At 60.9% G+C, this 15,375-nt stretch carries 13 protein-coding genes; 6 read left to right on the forward strand and 7 right to left on the reverse strand.

The features are described from left to right. Window positions 1-581: 581 nt before the first annotated feature. The 4 genes from HX855_RS16720 to HX855_RS16735 all read left to right on the forward strand — a co-directional run bounded on the left by HX855_RS16720 (window position 582) and on the right by HX855_RS16735 (window position 2,646). Complete coding sequence (locus HX855_RS16720) at window positions 582-1,046, forward strand: mobile mystery protein A (RefSeq protein ID WP_177086924.1); 465 nt, start codon at window positions 582-584, stop codon at window positions 1,044-1,046. Further along, a complete protein-coding gene (locus HX855_RS16725; RefSeq protein ID WP_177086922.1) occupies window positions 1,037-1,624 on the forward strand; it encodes a mobile mystery protein B in 588 nt (195 codons plus the stop codon). The genes HX855_RS16720 and HX855_RS16725 overlap by 10 nt, the downstream gene beginning before the upstream one ends. A 441-nt stretch (window positions 1,625-2,065) precedes the next feature. Further along, window positions 2,066-2,344, forward strand: a complete 279-nt coding sequence (locus HX855_RS16730; protein WP_177087144.1) for a type II toxin-antitoxin system RelE/ParE family toxin — start codon at window positions 2,066-2,068, stop codon at window positions 2,342-2,344. Window positions 2,345-2,358: 14 nt separating this feature from the next. After that, window positions 2,359-2,646, forward strand: coding sequence for a HigA family addiction module antitoxin (locus HX855_RS16735; RefSeq protein ID WP_010167658.1), 288 nt, complete (start codon window positions 2,359-2,361; stop codon window positions 2,644-2,646). 19 nt (window positions 2,647-2,665) lie between these two features. On the opposite strand, the gene HX855_RS16740 is transcribed toward HX855_RS16735, so the two are convergent. Beyond that, on the reverse strand, window positions 2,666-3,301 hold the full coding sequence (locus tag HX855_RS16740) for an NBR1-Ig-like domain-containing protein (RefSeq protein WP_256353024.1): 636 nt from the start codon (window positions 3,299-3,301) through the stop codon (window positions 2,666-2,668). Between the two features lie 208 nt (window positions 3,302-3,509). On the opposite strand from HX855_RS16740, the gene HX855_RS16745 reads away from it, so the two are divergent. Then, complete coding sequence (locus tag HX855_RS16745; RefSeq protein WP_177087142.1) at window positions 3,510-4,145, forward strand: LysE/ArgO family amino acid transporter; 636 nt, start codon at window positions 3,510-3,512, stop codon at window positions 4,143-4,145. A gap of 140 nt (window positions 4,146-4,285) precedes the next feature. Here HX855_RS16745 and HX855_RS16750 read toward each other — a convergent pair whose 3' ends face one another. From HX855_RS16750 to pilG, 6 genes are all read right to left on the reverse strand, one after another. Continuing rightward, on the reverse strand, window positions 4,286-4,741 hold the full coding sequence (locus HX855_RS16750; RefSeq protein WP_010167660.1) for a chemotaxis protein CheW: 456 nt from the start codon (window positions 4,739-4,741) through the stop codon (window positions 4,286-4,288). After that, complete coding sequence (locus HX855_RS16755) at window positions 4,734-10,574, reverse strand: Hpt domain-containing protein (RefSeq protein ID WP_177086918.1); 5,841 nt, start codon at window positions 10,572-10,574, stop codon at window positions 4,734-4,736. The genes HX855_RS16750 and HX855_RS16755 overlap by 8 nt, the downstream gene beginning before the upstream one ends. 147 nt (window positions 10,575-10,721) lie before the next feature. Next, window positions 10,722-12,761, reverse strand: a complete 2,040-nt coding sequence (locus tag HX855_RS16760) for a methyl-accepting chemotaxis protein (protein WP_177086916.1) — start codon at window positions 12,759-12,761, stop codon at window positions 10,722-10,724. Then, entirely contained in the window at window positions 12,758-13,282 is a 525-nt protein-coding gene (locus HX855_RS16765) for a chemotaxis protein CheW (RefSeq protein ID WP_177086914.1), read from the reverse strand. The genes HX855_RS16760 and HX855_RS16765 overlap by 4 nt, the downstream gene beginning before the upstream one ends. Window positions 13,283-13,294: 12 nt before the next feature. Continuing rightward, the gene (pilH, locus tag HX855_RS16770; protein ID WP_017476512.1) at window positions 13,295-13,660 is read right to left on the reverse strand and encodes a twitching motility response regulator PilH; all 366 of its coding nucleotides are present in this window, start codon (window positions 13,658-13,660) and stop codon (window positions 13,295-13,297) included. Window positions 13,661-13,707: 47 nt separating this feature from the next. After that, complete coding sequence (pilG, locus tag HX855_RS16775) at window positions 13,708-14,115, reverse strand: twitching motility response regulator PilG (RefSeq protein ID WP_003213736.1); 408 nt, start codon at window positions 14,113-14,115, stop codon at window positions 13,708-13,710. Window positions 14,116-14,354: 239 nt separating this feature from the next. Here pilG and gshB point away from each other — a divergent pair, with 239 nt between their 5' ends. Then, window positions 14,355-15,308: a glutathione synthase gene (gene gshB, locus HX855_RS16780; protein ID WP_010167673.1), complete on the forward strand. Its 954-nt coding sequence runs from the start codon at window positions 14,355-14,357 to the stop codon at window positions 15,306-15,308. The last annotated feature ends 67 nt before the right edge of the window (window positions 15,309-15,375 follow it).

Below are 15,375 nucleotides of genomic sequence, written 5' to 3' on the forward strand. Positions count from 1 at the left end.
CGGGCCTGTTTAGGACACCCAGCAGGTCCGAAGACCTCCTGCGCGCAGCCGCCATAAAGCAGCGAGCACAAAAAACGCCCGTTGGATGGCTGGGCGTTTGTACGCCTAAACAGTTTCGTCGGACTTGCACGTCCGTGTCACCGTTTTTTGCGATGACGGACGAAGACTAGGCGCGATCGCAGGGCACAACAAGTTCATGCACAGCGCGAGAGGTTGCAGGAAAAATCCGAAGGCAAACACGCGCCGATTGTTCCTACGAGCTTTTCGGGTTGTTGCTCGGAATCGTCCCATCTAGCCTTCATTTCCAAATCGTATAGCCGCTGAAAGCGGCCGAATGTAAAGCGCCAACGACCAAGCGGAGTTGTAGTGAGCGGGCTTACCCCGCTCACTACAAGGATCACACGAACTCATCCATACCGATTGCCTATAACCATACTATATATCCACTATTGATCGTACTTGAGCATACATAATGAATAATTATGTATGCTCATAGCCTATCAATAAATATTTAAACGTGTGCTTAAGGGCATACAATAGGCACGATACGAATACTTCCAGGCTAAAACAGGTGGCATCTCATGGCCTCATCCGATCTCTCTAAATTGCGCCTAACCCAAGTGGAGCGGGCACTCGAACCCTTTGAAGCCCTGCGAGGCAAGCCCACGCCGCCGGGCGGCTGGCTACGCTCCATCAGGGAAGCACTGGGCCGATCGTTAAGGGCTCAAGCAGCCTTGGTTGGCGTAGCCTTCGCAACCTTGCAACAGTCGGAACGGGCCGAAGCCGAAGATCGGATCACACTCGCGCAATTACGCAAGCTGGCGGCGGGTTTGGACTGCGAGCTCGTCTACGCCCTGGTGCCGCGAAAACCACTGCACCAGACGGTTGAAGCCCGCGCCGAGTGGCTGGCCAGACAAGAGATTATGGGTGTCACCCACACAATGAGCCTTGAAGATCAGCGGCCTTCAGATACGTTCATCGAAAGCCAGGTGGATGATCGACGCAAAGAACTGCTCTCCGGATCGTGGGCTCGACTATGGCGATAGAACTTGAACTCAAACCTGGGCAAACACCGTTAGACCTTGATGAAGCCGCAGGCCTGAAGCCAAAGCACATCGGTACTCAAGGTGAACTTGATGAATGGGAAGCGGCAAACATCATCAAGGCCATGCGCTGGCTTGGGCGGCAAAAAAAGCTGGACGTCCTGGACGAACACTTCTGCCGTCAACTTCACATCAAAATGTTCAGCGATACCTGGCTCTGGGCCGGGACGTTTCGCAAGTCCGACAAAAATATTGGCTGCGACTGGACGAAAATCTCAGTCAACCTGCGCCAGTTACTCGATAACACGACCTACTGGCTGGAGCACGACGTGTTCCCTGCCGAAGAGGTGGCTGTGCGCTTCCACCACCAACTCGTGTCGTTGCACCCATTCCCCAATGGAAACGGACGACACTCACGCCTTATGACCGACTGTCTCCTGAGGCAGCAAGGGCTCGCTCCGTTCTCTTGGGGAAGCGCGAACCTGATAGCAGCCAGCGAAGTACGCACGTTATATATCCATGCACTGCGTGCCGCCGACATAAATGACTACGGCCCCCTTCAGGCTTTCGTGCGTAGTTGAGCGTATGTTGCCACCCGACGGAGATTGAGATTAATTGGTAAAGCAGTGTGTTCGTAGGGTGGCAGTTGTGCGCAGGGATGCCATTCCGATCATCGCCATTCCCGTTGAGTCACCAACTGTTCAACCCCCTTCAACAACGCTTGTGTATGCGCAATCAGTTGCTCCAACAACCCCGCGTCACCGTTTTTTTGCGATGACGGGCGAAGACTAGGCGCGATCGCAGGGCACAATAAGTTCATGCACAGCGCGAGAGGTTGCAGGAAAAATCCGACCGTAAATCACAAGCTGATTGTTCCTACGAACTTTTCGGGTTGTTGCCCGGAACCTGCCTCTCTAGCCTTTTCGGTCCGAATCATGTCACCGACTGGGCGTTATGAATCTGATACCCAAACCCGATACAAGGCCATTGCACAGCGTGATGTATCACATCACAATCTCGCCATGATCGTTAGCTGGAAACATAAAGGCCTCAAGGTCTTTTTTGAGACTGGCTCTACCAAAGGCATCAACGCAGACCATGCAAAACGCTTGCGTCGTGTGTTGCTGGTTCTGAATAGAGCCAAACACCGTGATGAACTGGACCTGCCCGGCTGGCGGTTTCACCGATTGAAAGGCGATCTGATCGACTACTGGTCCGTCAGTATCAGCGGTAACTGGCGCATTATTTTTCGGATGTTCAATGACCAGGTAGAACTGGTTGATTATCTGGACTACCACTGAGTAAAGGCATCGATATGGACATGCATAACCCTCCCCACCCTGGCGAAATCCTGCTTGAGGACGTGATCCCGGCCTTGGGCATCACCATTACTGAGATGGCACGGCGTCTTGGCTTCGCCAGGGAGACATTCTCTAGAATCCTCCACGGACATGCGCCCATCAGCCCGGATCTTGCCGTAAGGCTTGAACGGGCAGGTATCAGCAAAGCTCGGTTGTGGCTATCGATGCAAAGTGCGTATGACCTATGGCAAGCAGAGCATCGGGAGCAACCGAGAATCGAGCGGTTTGCACGGATTGACTGACAAAAATCCGACCGGGCACTCAACGCGCCATGACATTAACCAACACATGCAAAATGAACGCAGGCCCGTAACAAGGTTCCCCCTGCGCATCCTCAATTCTCCAGATTGAAGCCACCGTGCAGGTTTCCCTGGGTGCTGCAAACTCCACGCTGATATGCACCGGCTGACCCGGCAGCGTATCGGCAATAGGGAGTTCGCTGTGCAGGCTACGCAGGTGAGTATCCATCACCACCTCCAGTTGGCCTTGTGCGTCAGCGCGACGGGCAATCACATATTCCCCGTCAACACGCACCAGTCGCCGCCCACGCCAGGGTCGTGTGCCTAGATTCTGAATCTCCCAGGTTTTCTGAAAAACTTCCCCCGGCAACACGACCGTTTGATCAGGCGTCGTGACATCGGCATTGAACACGGCAATGTCTTGCGGATCATCAATACCTACTGCCCGATTGGTGGTCGCCATCGAGCACGCATTGGCGGGCGCGCCTGTCAGGTCAGCGAAGTAGCGAAACAGCAGCAAAGGAGAAACCTGCAACGCCTTGGCCAGCTTGATCAACGTGCGTACGGACGGGTCTTTGGACGCACCGCCCGCCAGAGCGTACAGGTAGGTCCTGGAGATTCCCGCCTCCTTGGCCAACATCGTCAGGGGTTTGCCCAACTCTCGGCTGCGTCGCGCAACCAGTGACCTGAGGGTATCTCGCGTTTTTATATTCATACGGAGTTGTTGGTTCCCACGTTTAGGTGACCATCATTTCTTTGTCCGCCAAAAAAGACAACCTGCTCGCCGCCCCGTGCCTTGAACCCTGCACACTCGCCCCCTACCAGCTTCGTTGAACACCCTTTACATCTACCTTTCCGAGCACCTCATGATTCCTGACTTCAACGCCCTTTATCTTGAAGGTCTGATATTAGGCATCGGATTGTTCGCCGCTCCTGGACCGAAGGACACCCTGGTCATTCGCCAGGGTGTCAGTCGCGGTCCCGTCTGGGGCGTGGTGGCGGTATGCGTGTTCGCCGATATCATCCTCATCGCTCTTGGCGTTACGGGCTTGGGCTCATTGCTCGGCAGCCAGCCAGGTTTGGTAGCTTTTTTGCTGCTGTCAGGAGCGGCCTATCTATTGTGGTTTGGTGGGCAGAGGTTATTGGCGTGCGTGCGTAACAAGTCGATGCCAGAGACTCAGGGTGACCTCACCTCACAACGAGGATTACTGCGCACGGCGGTGATACTTGGATTTGCCAATCCGTATGCCTGGCTGGATACCGTGGTGCTGATTGGCTCTATTGGTGCGGCAAAGCCCAGCGGCCAACAAGCGTCCTTCGCCAGCGGGGCGATGACCGCGTCGCTGGTGTGGTTTGTGGTTTTGGCATTGGGATGTCAAAGGCTGACGGGGTTGTTTCGTTCGGCAAAGGTCTGGCGTTTATTGGACGCGGGCGTGGCGGTTTTGATGGTGTACCTGGCAGGGATGCTGATTGCTGATTTTCTGGTGCTGCACCCTCTCTGAATGAGAAAAGCCCGCTCAAATAAAGGCAACCGCAGAGCGCCTGGCTATATGAGGTGGTTGGTTTTGGGGCCGCTTCGCAGCCCAGCGGGAGCAAGCTCCCTCGCCACAGGGGTCATCATTGGTCTTGGAAAATAGCGGATTCAGGCCAATCCAGCCTCGACCAACAACGCTTCCAACCCCATCAGGTCCGGCACCCTGGCCACATGCTCACCCACCTGCACCGCCGCCAGTTCCAGCGGGCACAACGGCACGTCCACATAACTCAGTTGGCTATCGAGCTTGTACGAGCGCGGAATCCCCTGGATCACCAACGCAATAAACTTCAATGTCGGCCGTCCTCCAAGGGCGTTCAGCACCACAATCCGTGCCCGTTCGCCCACCACGCCCGATTCGCCACACGCGGCCTCAAAGCTGATCAGCGGCAACTGCCGATCCCGCCAGGTGACTTGCCGCAGGTACCACGGCGGCGCGTCGCTGGCCGGTTCGCCGCGCTGGAAGTCGATCAGTTCGGCCACGGCGACGTTGGGCAATAACAGGTGGCGGTCGGCCAAGGGCAGCAGCAAGCCAGTAAGTTGCGTAGCGCGGTGATCAAGCACGGGACTTGCTCCAGTAAGCGATGCTTTCCAGCAGCACCGACTCTTGATAAGGCTTGCCGAGGTAGTCGTTGACGCCAATCGCCATGGCGCGGTCGCGGTGTTTTTGCCCAGTGCGCGAGGTGATCATGATGATGGGCATGCGCATCAGCCGTGGGTCGTCGCGTACCTGGATGGCCACTTCGAAACCGTCCATGCGCGGCATTTCGATGTCGAGCAGCATCAGGTCCGGGGTGTGCTCTTCCAGCACGGCCATGGCGTCGATGCCGTCCTTGGCGGTGAGCACGTTCATGCCGTTGCGCTCCAGCAAACGGCTGGTGACTTTGCGCACGGTGACCGAGTCGTCCACCACCAGTACCAGCAGCGGGCGCTTTTTCAGGGGGTCGTTGAGGATCAACGGTGCGTCGGCCGCCTGGGCCGGCAGGGCCGGTGGCCGAGCGCGAATATGCGCCAGCAGGTCGATGATCAGTACCACGCGGCCATCGCCCAGGATGGTGGCACCCGACAAGCCCTTGACCCCGGCAAACTGCGGCCCCAGGCCCTTGACCACGATCTCGCGGGTGCCGGCCATGGCATCCACTTGCACCGCCACGCGCCGCTCGTTGCACTGCACCAGCAGCACCGGCAGCGGTTGGTACTGGCCCAGCAGGTTCGGGCGGCCAACGGTGTGCAGCAGGTCGCCGAGGTAGAACAGTTCGTAGCGCTGGCCGGCGTACTCGTAACGCGGCGGGTCCTGTTGGAAATGCCCTTCCAACTCATGGGGCATGACCCGCACCAGGCCTTCGATGGTGTTCAGCGGGATCGCGTATTGATCACCCGCACACTGCACCATCAACGCCTGGTTAACCGACACGGTGAACGGCAGGCGAATGCGAAAATGCACGCCCTGCCCCGACGTCGAATCGATGACCATCGAACCACCCAACTGGCGCACTTCTTCATGCACCACGTCCATGCCCACGCCACGCCCGGAAATCTGGGTGATTTTTTCGGCGGTGGAAAACCCCGGCTGCAGGATGAACTGCAGCACATCGCGGTCGCTGATTTCCAGATTCGGGTCGAGCAAACCCCGCTTGATTGCCTTGCGCCGCACGGCCTCAAGCGGCACGCCGGCACCGTCGTCGCGCATGTCGAAAACGATGTCGCCGCCTTCGTGCGTCAGGTCCAGGGTGATCCGGCCTTTTTCCGGTTTGCCCGCCAACAGGCGCGCGTCGCGGGATTCAAGGCCATGGTCAACGGCGTTGCGCAGCATGTGTTCCAACGGCGCGACCATGCGTTCCAGCACGTTGCGATCCATCTCGCCTTCAGCGTTGCCGACGATAAATTCCACGTCCTTGCCCAGCTCGCCCGCCACTTGCCGCACGATGCGTTTAAGCCGCGGCAGCATGCGTTCAAAGGGCACCATGCGCGTGCGCATCAGGCCTTCCTGCAACTCGGTGTTGATGCGCGCCTGTTGCTGCAGCAGGTCGTGGGCGTCCTGGTTACGACGCTCGAGGGTTTCCTTGAGGTCCAGCAGGTCGGAGGCCGATTCAAACAAGGCCCGGGACAGTTGTTGCAGCTGGGAATGGCGGTCCATTTCCAGCGGGTCGAATTCTTCATAGCCCAGGCGTTCGGCCTCGGCCTGCTGGCGGCTGAGGATGCGACCCTGGGTTTCGGTGTCGAGGCGGCGCAACTGGTCGCGCATGCGCTCGATGGTGGTTTCCACTTCATGCAGGGCGATGCTCGCATCGTTGACCTGTTGCTCAATACGCCCCCGGAAGATCGAGGTTTCGCCGGCCAGGTTGACCAGGTCATCCAGCAAGTCGGCCGATATTTTCACCATGTCGGCGGCCGGATCGCTGGCCGGCAGGGCCTCGGCCTTGGTCGCCGCCAAGGCAACCGGTGCAGCGCTCACGTCAGCCGGATGCACCAGGCTTTTGATCCGCTCGATCAACTGATCCACGGCGCCCACCGGCATACCCGCCGCCACCGCGTCGATCATCTGCGCCAGGCGGTCGTGACAACCTTGCAGCAACGCGAACAGTTCAGCCGAGGGCGCCAGCAAACCTGCAGACAGGCCTTCGTAGAGAAATTCCAGCTCATGGGCCAGGTCGCCAATCGGGCCGATCTCGACCATGCGCGCGCCACCCTTGAGGGTGTGCAGGTCCCGCAGCAGGGTCTCGACTTCCTGGCGACTTTTCGGCTCGGCCTGCCAGCGCAACAGCGCGGCGCCGGAGCTGTCGAGGATGTCGGCGGCTTCTTCGAGGAAGATATCCAGCAGCTCCGGATCAGTGCCCGGCGTCTCGACTTCGGCGGCCGCTGCGGGCGCCGCTTGCCCGGTGCCTTGGCGCAATTCACGCAGGTGGCTGATCAGGTCGGTGGCGTCGCTCAGCGGTTGCGGGTGTTGCAACTGTTCAAGCAGCAGCGCCAGTCGCTCATGGCTGGCCATCAGTACGTTCCCCAGCTCGGCGGAATAGCTGTAGCGACGGTCTACCAGGCCTTCGTAAAGGTTTTCCAGCTCCAGGGCCAAGTCGCCTACGGCGCCGATTTCGGCCATGCGTGCACCGCCCTTGAGGGTGTGCAAATCCCGCTGCAACGACGACAGCGGCGCAGGGTTATCCGGGTCCAGCAACCAGCGTTTGAGGGACTGGCCGGCGCTGTCGAGAATATCCACCGCTTCCTCAAGGAAGATCTCGACGATCTCCTCATCCATCGCGAAACCCTGGTCCAGCTTCGCCGTGGCGGCACCCAGTTCGGAGATGCTCAGCGCGCGACTGCCATCGGTTTTGATCAGGCCGGTGGCGGACGGGTCAAGCCCTTCATCCAGCAACTCGCGCAAGGCTCGCACACGGGCCGGCGCCGCGCTGATTTCCTGGCCGGCGGCCAGTTGGTCGAGCATGTTGATCAAGGCTTCGTGGGCCTGTTCGGCCTCGTGGAAGAAGCGCTCGCTGACCGCCAGGCTGCTCTCTTCCACCGCGCCGTAGAGGTCGAGCAAGGCTTCGCACAACTCGTCCATCGGGTGCAGGTCGGCCAGGTGCGCGCCCTCGCCCAAGGTGGTCAGTTCGTCCAGCAGCGCGCTCAGTTCCTGACGCTCGCCGGGGTGCTGTTGCCAGCGGCGCAACAGGCTTTCGGCGTCCAGCAGGATGTCCATGCCCTGGGCCAGGAAGTTGGCGATCAACTGCGGGTCGCGCTTGATGCGCAGGCCGGTGTTGGGCGCATTCAGCAGGGCTTCAAGCTGGCTGTTCAGCAGGTTCTGCGTGCGTTCGATCAGCCCTGCCGCGCCGGTAATGGCTGCGTGGGGATCACTGTCCAGCTGGCGCACGCCACGCTGGAACAGCGCCTCGGCTTCCAGCAGCAATTCGATTTCATCCAGGTCCAGCGGCAGGCGGTGAGCCTTGTACTCGCGGGTCAGATGGTCCAGCGGTCGCGCCAGTTCGGCGATGGGCAACACGCCGGCCATGTAGGCGCTGCCCTTGAGGGTGTGCAGTGCGCGTTGCAGTTCATCGCTGACTTGCAGTGGCAGGTGCTCGGTGGCCTGTTGCAGGAAATGGTTGAGGCTGTCGAGGTGGCTCTGGGCTTCGTTGCGGAAGATCTCCAGCAGTTGCGGGTCCAGGGTGGCCGGGTCTGTGGCTGACGGCTCGATACGGCTGGCCAAGGCATGGGCCCGTGCCGCCAGTTCGTCTACGTCGTCGCGCTGGCGCTGGGCATCGGCGGCGAAATCGGTGATCAGCTCAGGCAGCAATGCCAGCGCGTCATCCAGCACCGCTTGCACCTCCGGGCCCGGCGCGACGCTGCGCTCGAGCACCCGGTTGAGCAGGTTCTCAACCGACCAGGCCAACTCCGCCAACACCAGCGCGCGGACCATACGACCGCTGCCTTTCAAGGTGTGGAAGGCTCGGCGCATTTCGCTCAGGGTGGCCTTGTCTTCCAGGCTCGCGGTGCCGGCGGGTACGTAGCGGTGCAGCACGTCGAGGACTTCGGCGGTTTCTTCGAGGAAGACTTCCCGCAACTCGTCGTCGATGGCTTCTTCGCCCGCAGGCGGCGGCAGCAGGCTGCCAGGACGCTGGAGCGCCGGCGGATTGAGGCGTGAGGTGGGGCTGGCCAGCGCATCCGCGAGAAACGGAATTTGCTCCGAAGGCGAGTCGTCCTGAGCGAGCAGTGCCTGGCGCCAAGGCTTTTCGGCCGGCAGATAGCCCAGCGCTGCGAGGCCTTCGGCGGCGACTTCCAGCACACGCTCGCCCGGGGCGTCGTGGTCCTGGAGCATGCGCTCCAGGTAGTACTCGAGGCTGGTGAGCACGTCGGCAAAATGCTCAAGCTGCGCCTCGGAAGGTGCGGCGTCGCTGACCATCAGTTGCTCGTTGACGTAATCATTGCAGCCACGCATCAGGCTCGCCGCCCGGGGCAGCGGAATCATCGCCAGGGCGCCGCGCACCTGGGTCAGCAACTCGGGCAACGACTCCAGGCGCTGGCGGTCCCAGTGGGCCTCAATGCAGTCGATCACCAGCTCCTTGGCCTGGGTCAGGCACTGGCAGGACTCGCGGATCACCAGGTGATGGATCTGCGTCAGGTCGGTGGTGGGCAGGCGGCTTTCTTCACGGCGTTCCGGCTCGACGGTGCCGACCATCCCGGCCAGCGTGGCTTCGACGTAGAGCAACGCACCGGCGACGTCCATCAAGACTGCGTCGTTGGGCTCGCGCTGCCCTTGGGCCAGGCCAAGTACCACCGCCAACTGGTCGATGATCACTTTGCGCGGCTGGCCAAAGCCCAATACGGCCAGGGTGTCGGCGATCTGGCGCAAGGGCGCCAGCAACGCATCAAGGTCCGAGGCGTGCTGGCGGTCGCTGCGTACAAACAGGTCCAGGCGCTCCTTGACCCGCACCAGTTCCTCGCACAGCGCGCCGAGCACAGAGCCCATGGCATCGCGGTCGGGGCCGGCCAGGCGGGCACGTTCGGCGTCTACCACGGCGCTGTCGGGCAGGGCTTCATCGAGGCCATAACGTTCTTTCAAACTTTGCATCCGTGGAGTCGGTCGGGTGACTTTGGCGACGTAGAACAACAGGCTCTTGAGCAACTCATCCGGGGCAGGGGTGTTGATCCCGTCGATGCCCTGGATCAGCAGGCGCTTGAGTTCCTTGTCGCAGGCTTTAAGCAAACTGCGCAACGCCGGGCTGTTGGCGACCACGCCAATGAGCATGCCTTCCACCAGCGCCGAGGTCACCTGCCACAACGGTAACAGCGGCGCACCCTGGCACAGGGCTTCGAGGCGGGCGAAGACCCGCGCCATGTCTTCCAGGTTGCTGGGGCCGTGGTCTTCGCGCAGCAAGCCCACCAGTGCCTGTTGCAGCATCTGCCGCCACTGGCGCAGCAACCCGGGGAAATCCTCCGGCGTGCGCTGGGCCAGCGCTTCTTCGGGCAGCGGCGGGATCATCAGCAGTTGCGGGCTGAACAGGCTGGTTTCCGAGAGCAGGCTTTCGCCGCGCACGCTGCGCAGGTCGTTGAGCAGCGGCAGCACCACCAAGGGCAAGTCGCGCCGGGCACTGTGTACACGGTCGAGGTACAGCGGCAGTTGGCCGAGGCCCTGTTGCAGCAGGCGAATGCCCTCGTCGCGCTGGCTGACGCGCGCGCCTCGCAGGGCAAGGGCCAGTTGTTCCATTTCTTCAGCGAACAGGGCTGCGCCGTAGAACTCGACCATCAGCAGGCTGCCGTGGACCTGATGGATGCAGGCCAGGCACTGGCTGATGGCCTCGCGGCTGCCGTCTTCCACGTAGGCGTCCAGCGCCGAACGGGCCTGTTTCAGGGTTTCGGCAATTTCGCCCTTGACCCATTCGAGGGCCACGTAGTCGTGCCGATCAACCATAACCGCTCCCGTCTGAATTCATGAGTTGCTGTGTTGCTTGAACATACATCCCTGTAGGAGCGAGCTTGCTCGCGAAGAACGCTAACGATGACGCGGGCATTCTGAATGCACGCGGCGCTCTCTGGTTTTTCGCGAGCAAGCTCGCGCCTACAGCGCCGGTGGCAACGTGAACCCGGACACCGACCGCCGCAACTGACTGGCCATTTTTGCCAGGTTGCCGATGCTCTCGGCCGTGGCGGTGGAGCCCGACGACGTCTGAGTGGTGATCTGTTGAATCACGTTCATCGTCAGGGAAATCTGCCCCGCCGACGACGTCTGTTGCTGCGCCGCGTTGGAGATACTCTGGATCAACGCCGCCAACGTCTTCGACACGCCTTCGATCTCTTCCAGTGCCACGCCGGCGTCCTGAGCCAGCCGCGCACCGCGCACCACTTCGGTGGTGGTCTGTTCCATGGAAATCACCGCTTCGTTGGTGTCCGTCTGGATCGCCCGCACCAACGTTTCGATTTGCCGCGTCGCCGCCGAAGAACGCTCGGCCAGCCGTTGCACTTCATCGGCCACCACCGCAAACCCCCGCCCGGCATCACCGGCCATGCTCGCCTGGATCGCCGCGTTGAGGGCCAGGATGTTGGTCTGCTCGGCGATGTCGTCGATCAGGCTGACGATGTCGCCAATCTCCTGGGACGATTCCCCCAGGCGCTTGATGCGCTTGGCGGTGTCCTGGATCTGCTCGCGGATGTTGTCCATGCCGTGGATGGTGTTGTGCACCACCTCGTTGCCCTTGTTGGCGATCTCTACCGAGCGCTCGGCCACGGCCGAAGATTCGGCGGCGTTGGCCGACACTTGGTCAATGGACTGGGCCATCTGGTTGATCGCCGTGGACGCTTCGGCAATCTGCTGCGCCTGATGCTCCGAAGCCTGGGCCAGGTGCATGGCGGTGGCTTGGGTGTCTTGCACCGCGCCCGCCACTTGGCCGGCGGTGAGGTTGATGGTCGCCACCAGGTCGCGCAGTTGGTCCACGGAATAGTTGATGGAGTCGGCGATGGTGCCGGTGAAGTCTTCGGTGACCGAGGCGGTGACGGTCAGGTCGCCGTCGGCCAGGTCTTCGATTTCATCCAGCAGGCGCATGATCGCGTTCTGGTTACGCTCGTTCTTCTCGGCAGTTTCCCGCAATTGGCGGTTGGTCTCGCGGACCATTACCAGGCCGATCAGGATGATCGAGGCCAGCGCCAGCAAGCCCAACACGTAACCGCCGATGGTGTCGAAGGTGCGCCCGTCTGCCAGGTTTTCAAACCCGGTGGCCAGGTGGGAGGCTTCGTCCAGCAGGGTTTGCGACAGGTTGAAAATATTGCTCGCCGAAGCGCGTACCTGGAACAGCTGCGGCGAGGTCTCGAGGATTTCGTCCACGGAGCCGGAGACGAACTCAAACAGCTCGGCGATTTCCGCCAGCCGCGCCTGGGCATCATGGTCTTCAACCTGGGTGATGCGCAGCCCGGTATTGCCCTGGAGCATGCCATTCAGCACCTGGCCGAAACGGTTGGCATCGCGGCCAAAGGCATCGGCGGCCTGCACGGCGGTTTCATCGCCTGCCAGCACGGTGTTGACCGCACCGAGAATGCGCTCAGCCAGCAACGATTGACGCTGGGCCAAGGCCACCTGGCTGGCCGGTGCGCCGCGTTGCAGGAGGATATCCACCACCTTTTCCGACTCGACCTGCAACTGCGGCACCGTTTCCGCCAGGGTGGCGGCCACTTGGTGCAACGACAGCACCGTCTGTTCACTGGCCAGGATCGCATCGGCGTTTTTCAGCAGCGCTTCCCAGTCGGTCTGCACCGCGCGCATTTCCGCACGCACGGCGGGCGGCGCAGCGGGCAGGCCGGTAGCCGGGTCGCCTTTTTTCAGGTAACCCCAGCGCTGGGCGAAATCGTTGCGCGCATCCCCCAGCAGCTTGAACGCAGCAGCCTTGCCGGCAGCGGCCTCGGTGGCGTTCTTGGCGATGCGCTGGGACAGCACCCGCAGTTCACCGGCGTGGCCGATGTACTGTTTGTCGTAGGTGGACTGGGTGTTGAGGTACGCAAAGTTGGCGAACAGCAGCATGATGAACACGATCAACGCGATAAACAGGACGATGATCTGGGAGCGGCTGCGGGACGCTTCCTGGGGTTTGGCGGGGGTAACGGTACTCATGCGGCCACATCCATGAAGCCTGGAGCCTGGGCCAGGGCGAAGGGGCTGAAGACCTGCCACAGCGGGTCGCCGTCGAACTGGCCCAGGATAAACGGCGCGCCGGCCGCGGCGTTCGTCGACAACGCGTCTTGTGCGAAATGCTGCATGCCCACCACCTCGTCCACCAACAGGCCGACAAACACGTCCTGATATTCCACCACCAGCACCCGCCGTTGCTTGCGCGCCACCGACAGGTCAAAGCCGAGGAACCCGCCCAAATCCATCACCGGCAACAAGCGCCCGCGCAGGTTGGCCACGCCCTTGACCCACGGTTTGACGCCGGGCATCAAGGTGCAGCGTGGTTCATGCAGCACTTCGGCGACTTCGCCCATGGGCGCCACGTACCAGTGCTCGCCCAGGCGAAACCCGATCCCGCTCCAGCTGTGCAGCCGGGTTTCCTGGGACGGCAGGTCGGCGGCCAGCAAGCGGCAGCGGCGGTCGATGTCCAGCAGCAGCTCGAAGGCAGTTTGCGACTCGGTCATGGGAACGTGCCGTCAGCCGGCCAGCACCTTGTTCAGGGTGGCGATCAGGGTTTCTTCGTCCACGGGTTTGGTCAGGTAGTCCTTGGCGCCCTGGCGCTCGCCCCAGATCTTGTCGGTTTCCTGATCCTTGGTGGTGATGATGATCACCGGGATGTGCCCGGTTTCAGGGTCTTTGGTCAGCTGACGGGTGGCCTGGAAGCCGTTGAGACCCGGCATCACGATGTCCATCAATACTGCGTCAGGTTTTTCCTGGCGGGCCAGCGCGACGCCATCGCCGCCGTTCTGGGCCTTGAGGACTTCATGACCATGCTTTTCGAGCATTTCGGTCAATTTGTACATTTCAGTCGGCGAATCGTCGACGATCAGAACACGTGCCATGGTTTTCCCCACTTCTTTAGTAGACGCAAGCCCTCGTGGGGCCCTCGTCAGTGTGCTTGTTCTACTGCGGCGAAGCCCGGTACATAGGCCTTGATCGCACTCAGCAGTTCTTCCTTGCTGAAAGGCTTGGTCAAAAATTGATCAGAACCGACGATGCGCCCCTTGGCCTTGTCGAACAGGCCATCCTTGGAGGACAGCATGATCACCGGGATCGACTTGAACGCCGGGTTGTTCTTCACCAGGGCGCAGGTCTGATAACCATCCAGGCGCGGCATCATGATGTCGACAAAGATAATGTGCGGGTGATGGTCAACAATCTTGGCCAGGGCATCGAAACCGTCGATGGCCGTGATGACGTCGCACCCTACGTTCTTCAACAGTGTTTCGGCCGTGCGGCGAATCGTTTTCGAATCGTCGATCACCATCACTTTCAAGGCGTTGGAATGCTGTTCCATATCTGCTCTACCATCGCCACAGCGAATAGGTTTTCGGTGTGTACTGCCTGATGTTGCACAGGATGAGCGCCGTAAGCCTCGGAATTCAAGGGCTGATACGCCATGGCAGCCTTTTTAGCACAGTCTCAGAACGCAATCTATCGGCCGACCCGCCCGGTGGTTTTTCCTTGACCCACAACAGCCGCAGCGCCACTCTGACGCCACTTTTATGCGCCCTTATTTGCTAGAGGAAATCCCCCATGAGCGTTCGCGTCGGCATTGTCATGGACCCTATCGCCAGCATCTCCTATAAAAAGGATAGCTCGCTGGCCATGCTGCTGGCCGCCCAGGCCCGCGGCTGGAGCCTGTTCTATATGGAACAGCCGGACCTTTACCAGGGTGACGGTGAAGCGCGGGCACGGATGCGCCCCCTGCAGGTGTTTGCCAACCCTGAGAAGTGGTTCGAACTGCAAGACGAAATCGACAGCCCCCTGAGCGACCTCGACGTGATCCTGATGCGCAAGGACCCGCCGTTCGACATGGAGTTCGTCTACTCCACCTACCTGCTGGAGCAGGCCGAACGCGCGGGCGTGCTGATCGTCAACAAGCCCCAGAGCCTGCGGGACTGCAACGAAAAGCTGTTCGCCACGCTGTTCCCGCAGTGCACGCCGCCGACCGTGGTCAGCCGCCGCGCCGATGTGCTGCGTGAATTCGCCGCCAAGCACGGTGATGTGATCCTCAAGCCGCTGGACGGGATGGGCGGCACGTCGATTTTCCGCCACCGCGCCGGCGACCCGAACCTGTCGGTGATCCTGGAAACCCTGACCGCGCTGGGCACCCAGCAGATCATGGGCCAGGCCTACATTCCGGCGATCAAGGACGGTGACAAACGCATCCTGATGATCGACGGCGAGCCGGTGCCTTACTGCCTGGCGCGTATTCCGGCCGCCGGCGAGACCCGCGGCAACCTGGCGGCCGGTGGCCGGGGTGAAGCCCGCCCGCTGACCGACAAGGATCGCTGGATTGCCGCCCAAGTCGGCCCGACCCTGCGCGAAAAAGGCCTGCTGTTTGTAGGACTGGACGTAATTGGCGAAAACCTCACCGAAATCAACGTCACCAGCCCGACCTGTATTCGCGAGATCGACAATGCATTTGGCACGAACATCGGCGAAATGCTGATGGCGGCGATTGCCTCCAAGCTACAAGCCAAGTGACATAGAACAACCGGACACAAACCAACATTGCGCTATCATGCCCCACCTGTGAAATGCGCGATGTTGG

It is taken from the genome of Pseudomonas sp. IPO3778 (assembly GCF_013386825.1).
Classification (GTDB): domain Bacteria; phylum Pseudomonadota; class Gammaproteobacteria; order Pseudomonadales; family Pseudomonadaceae; genus Aquipseudomonas.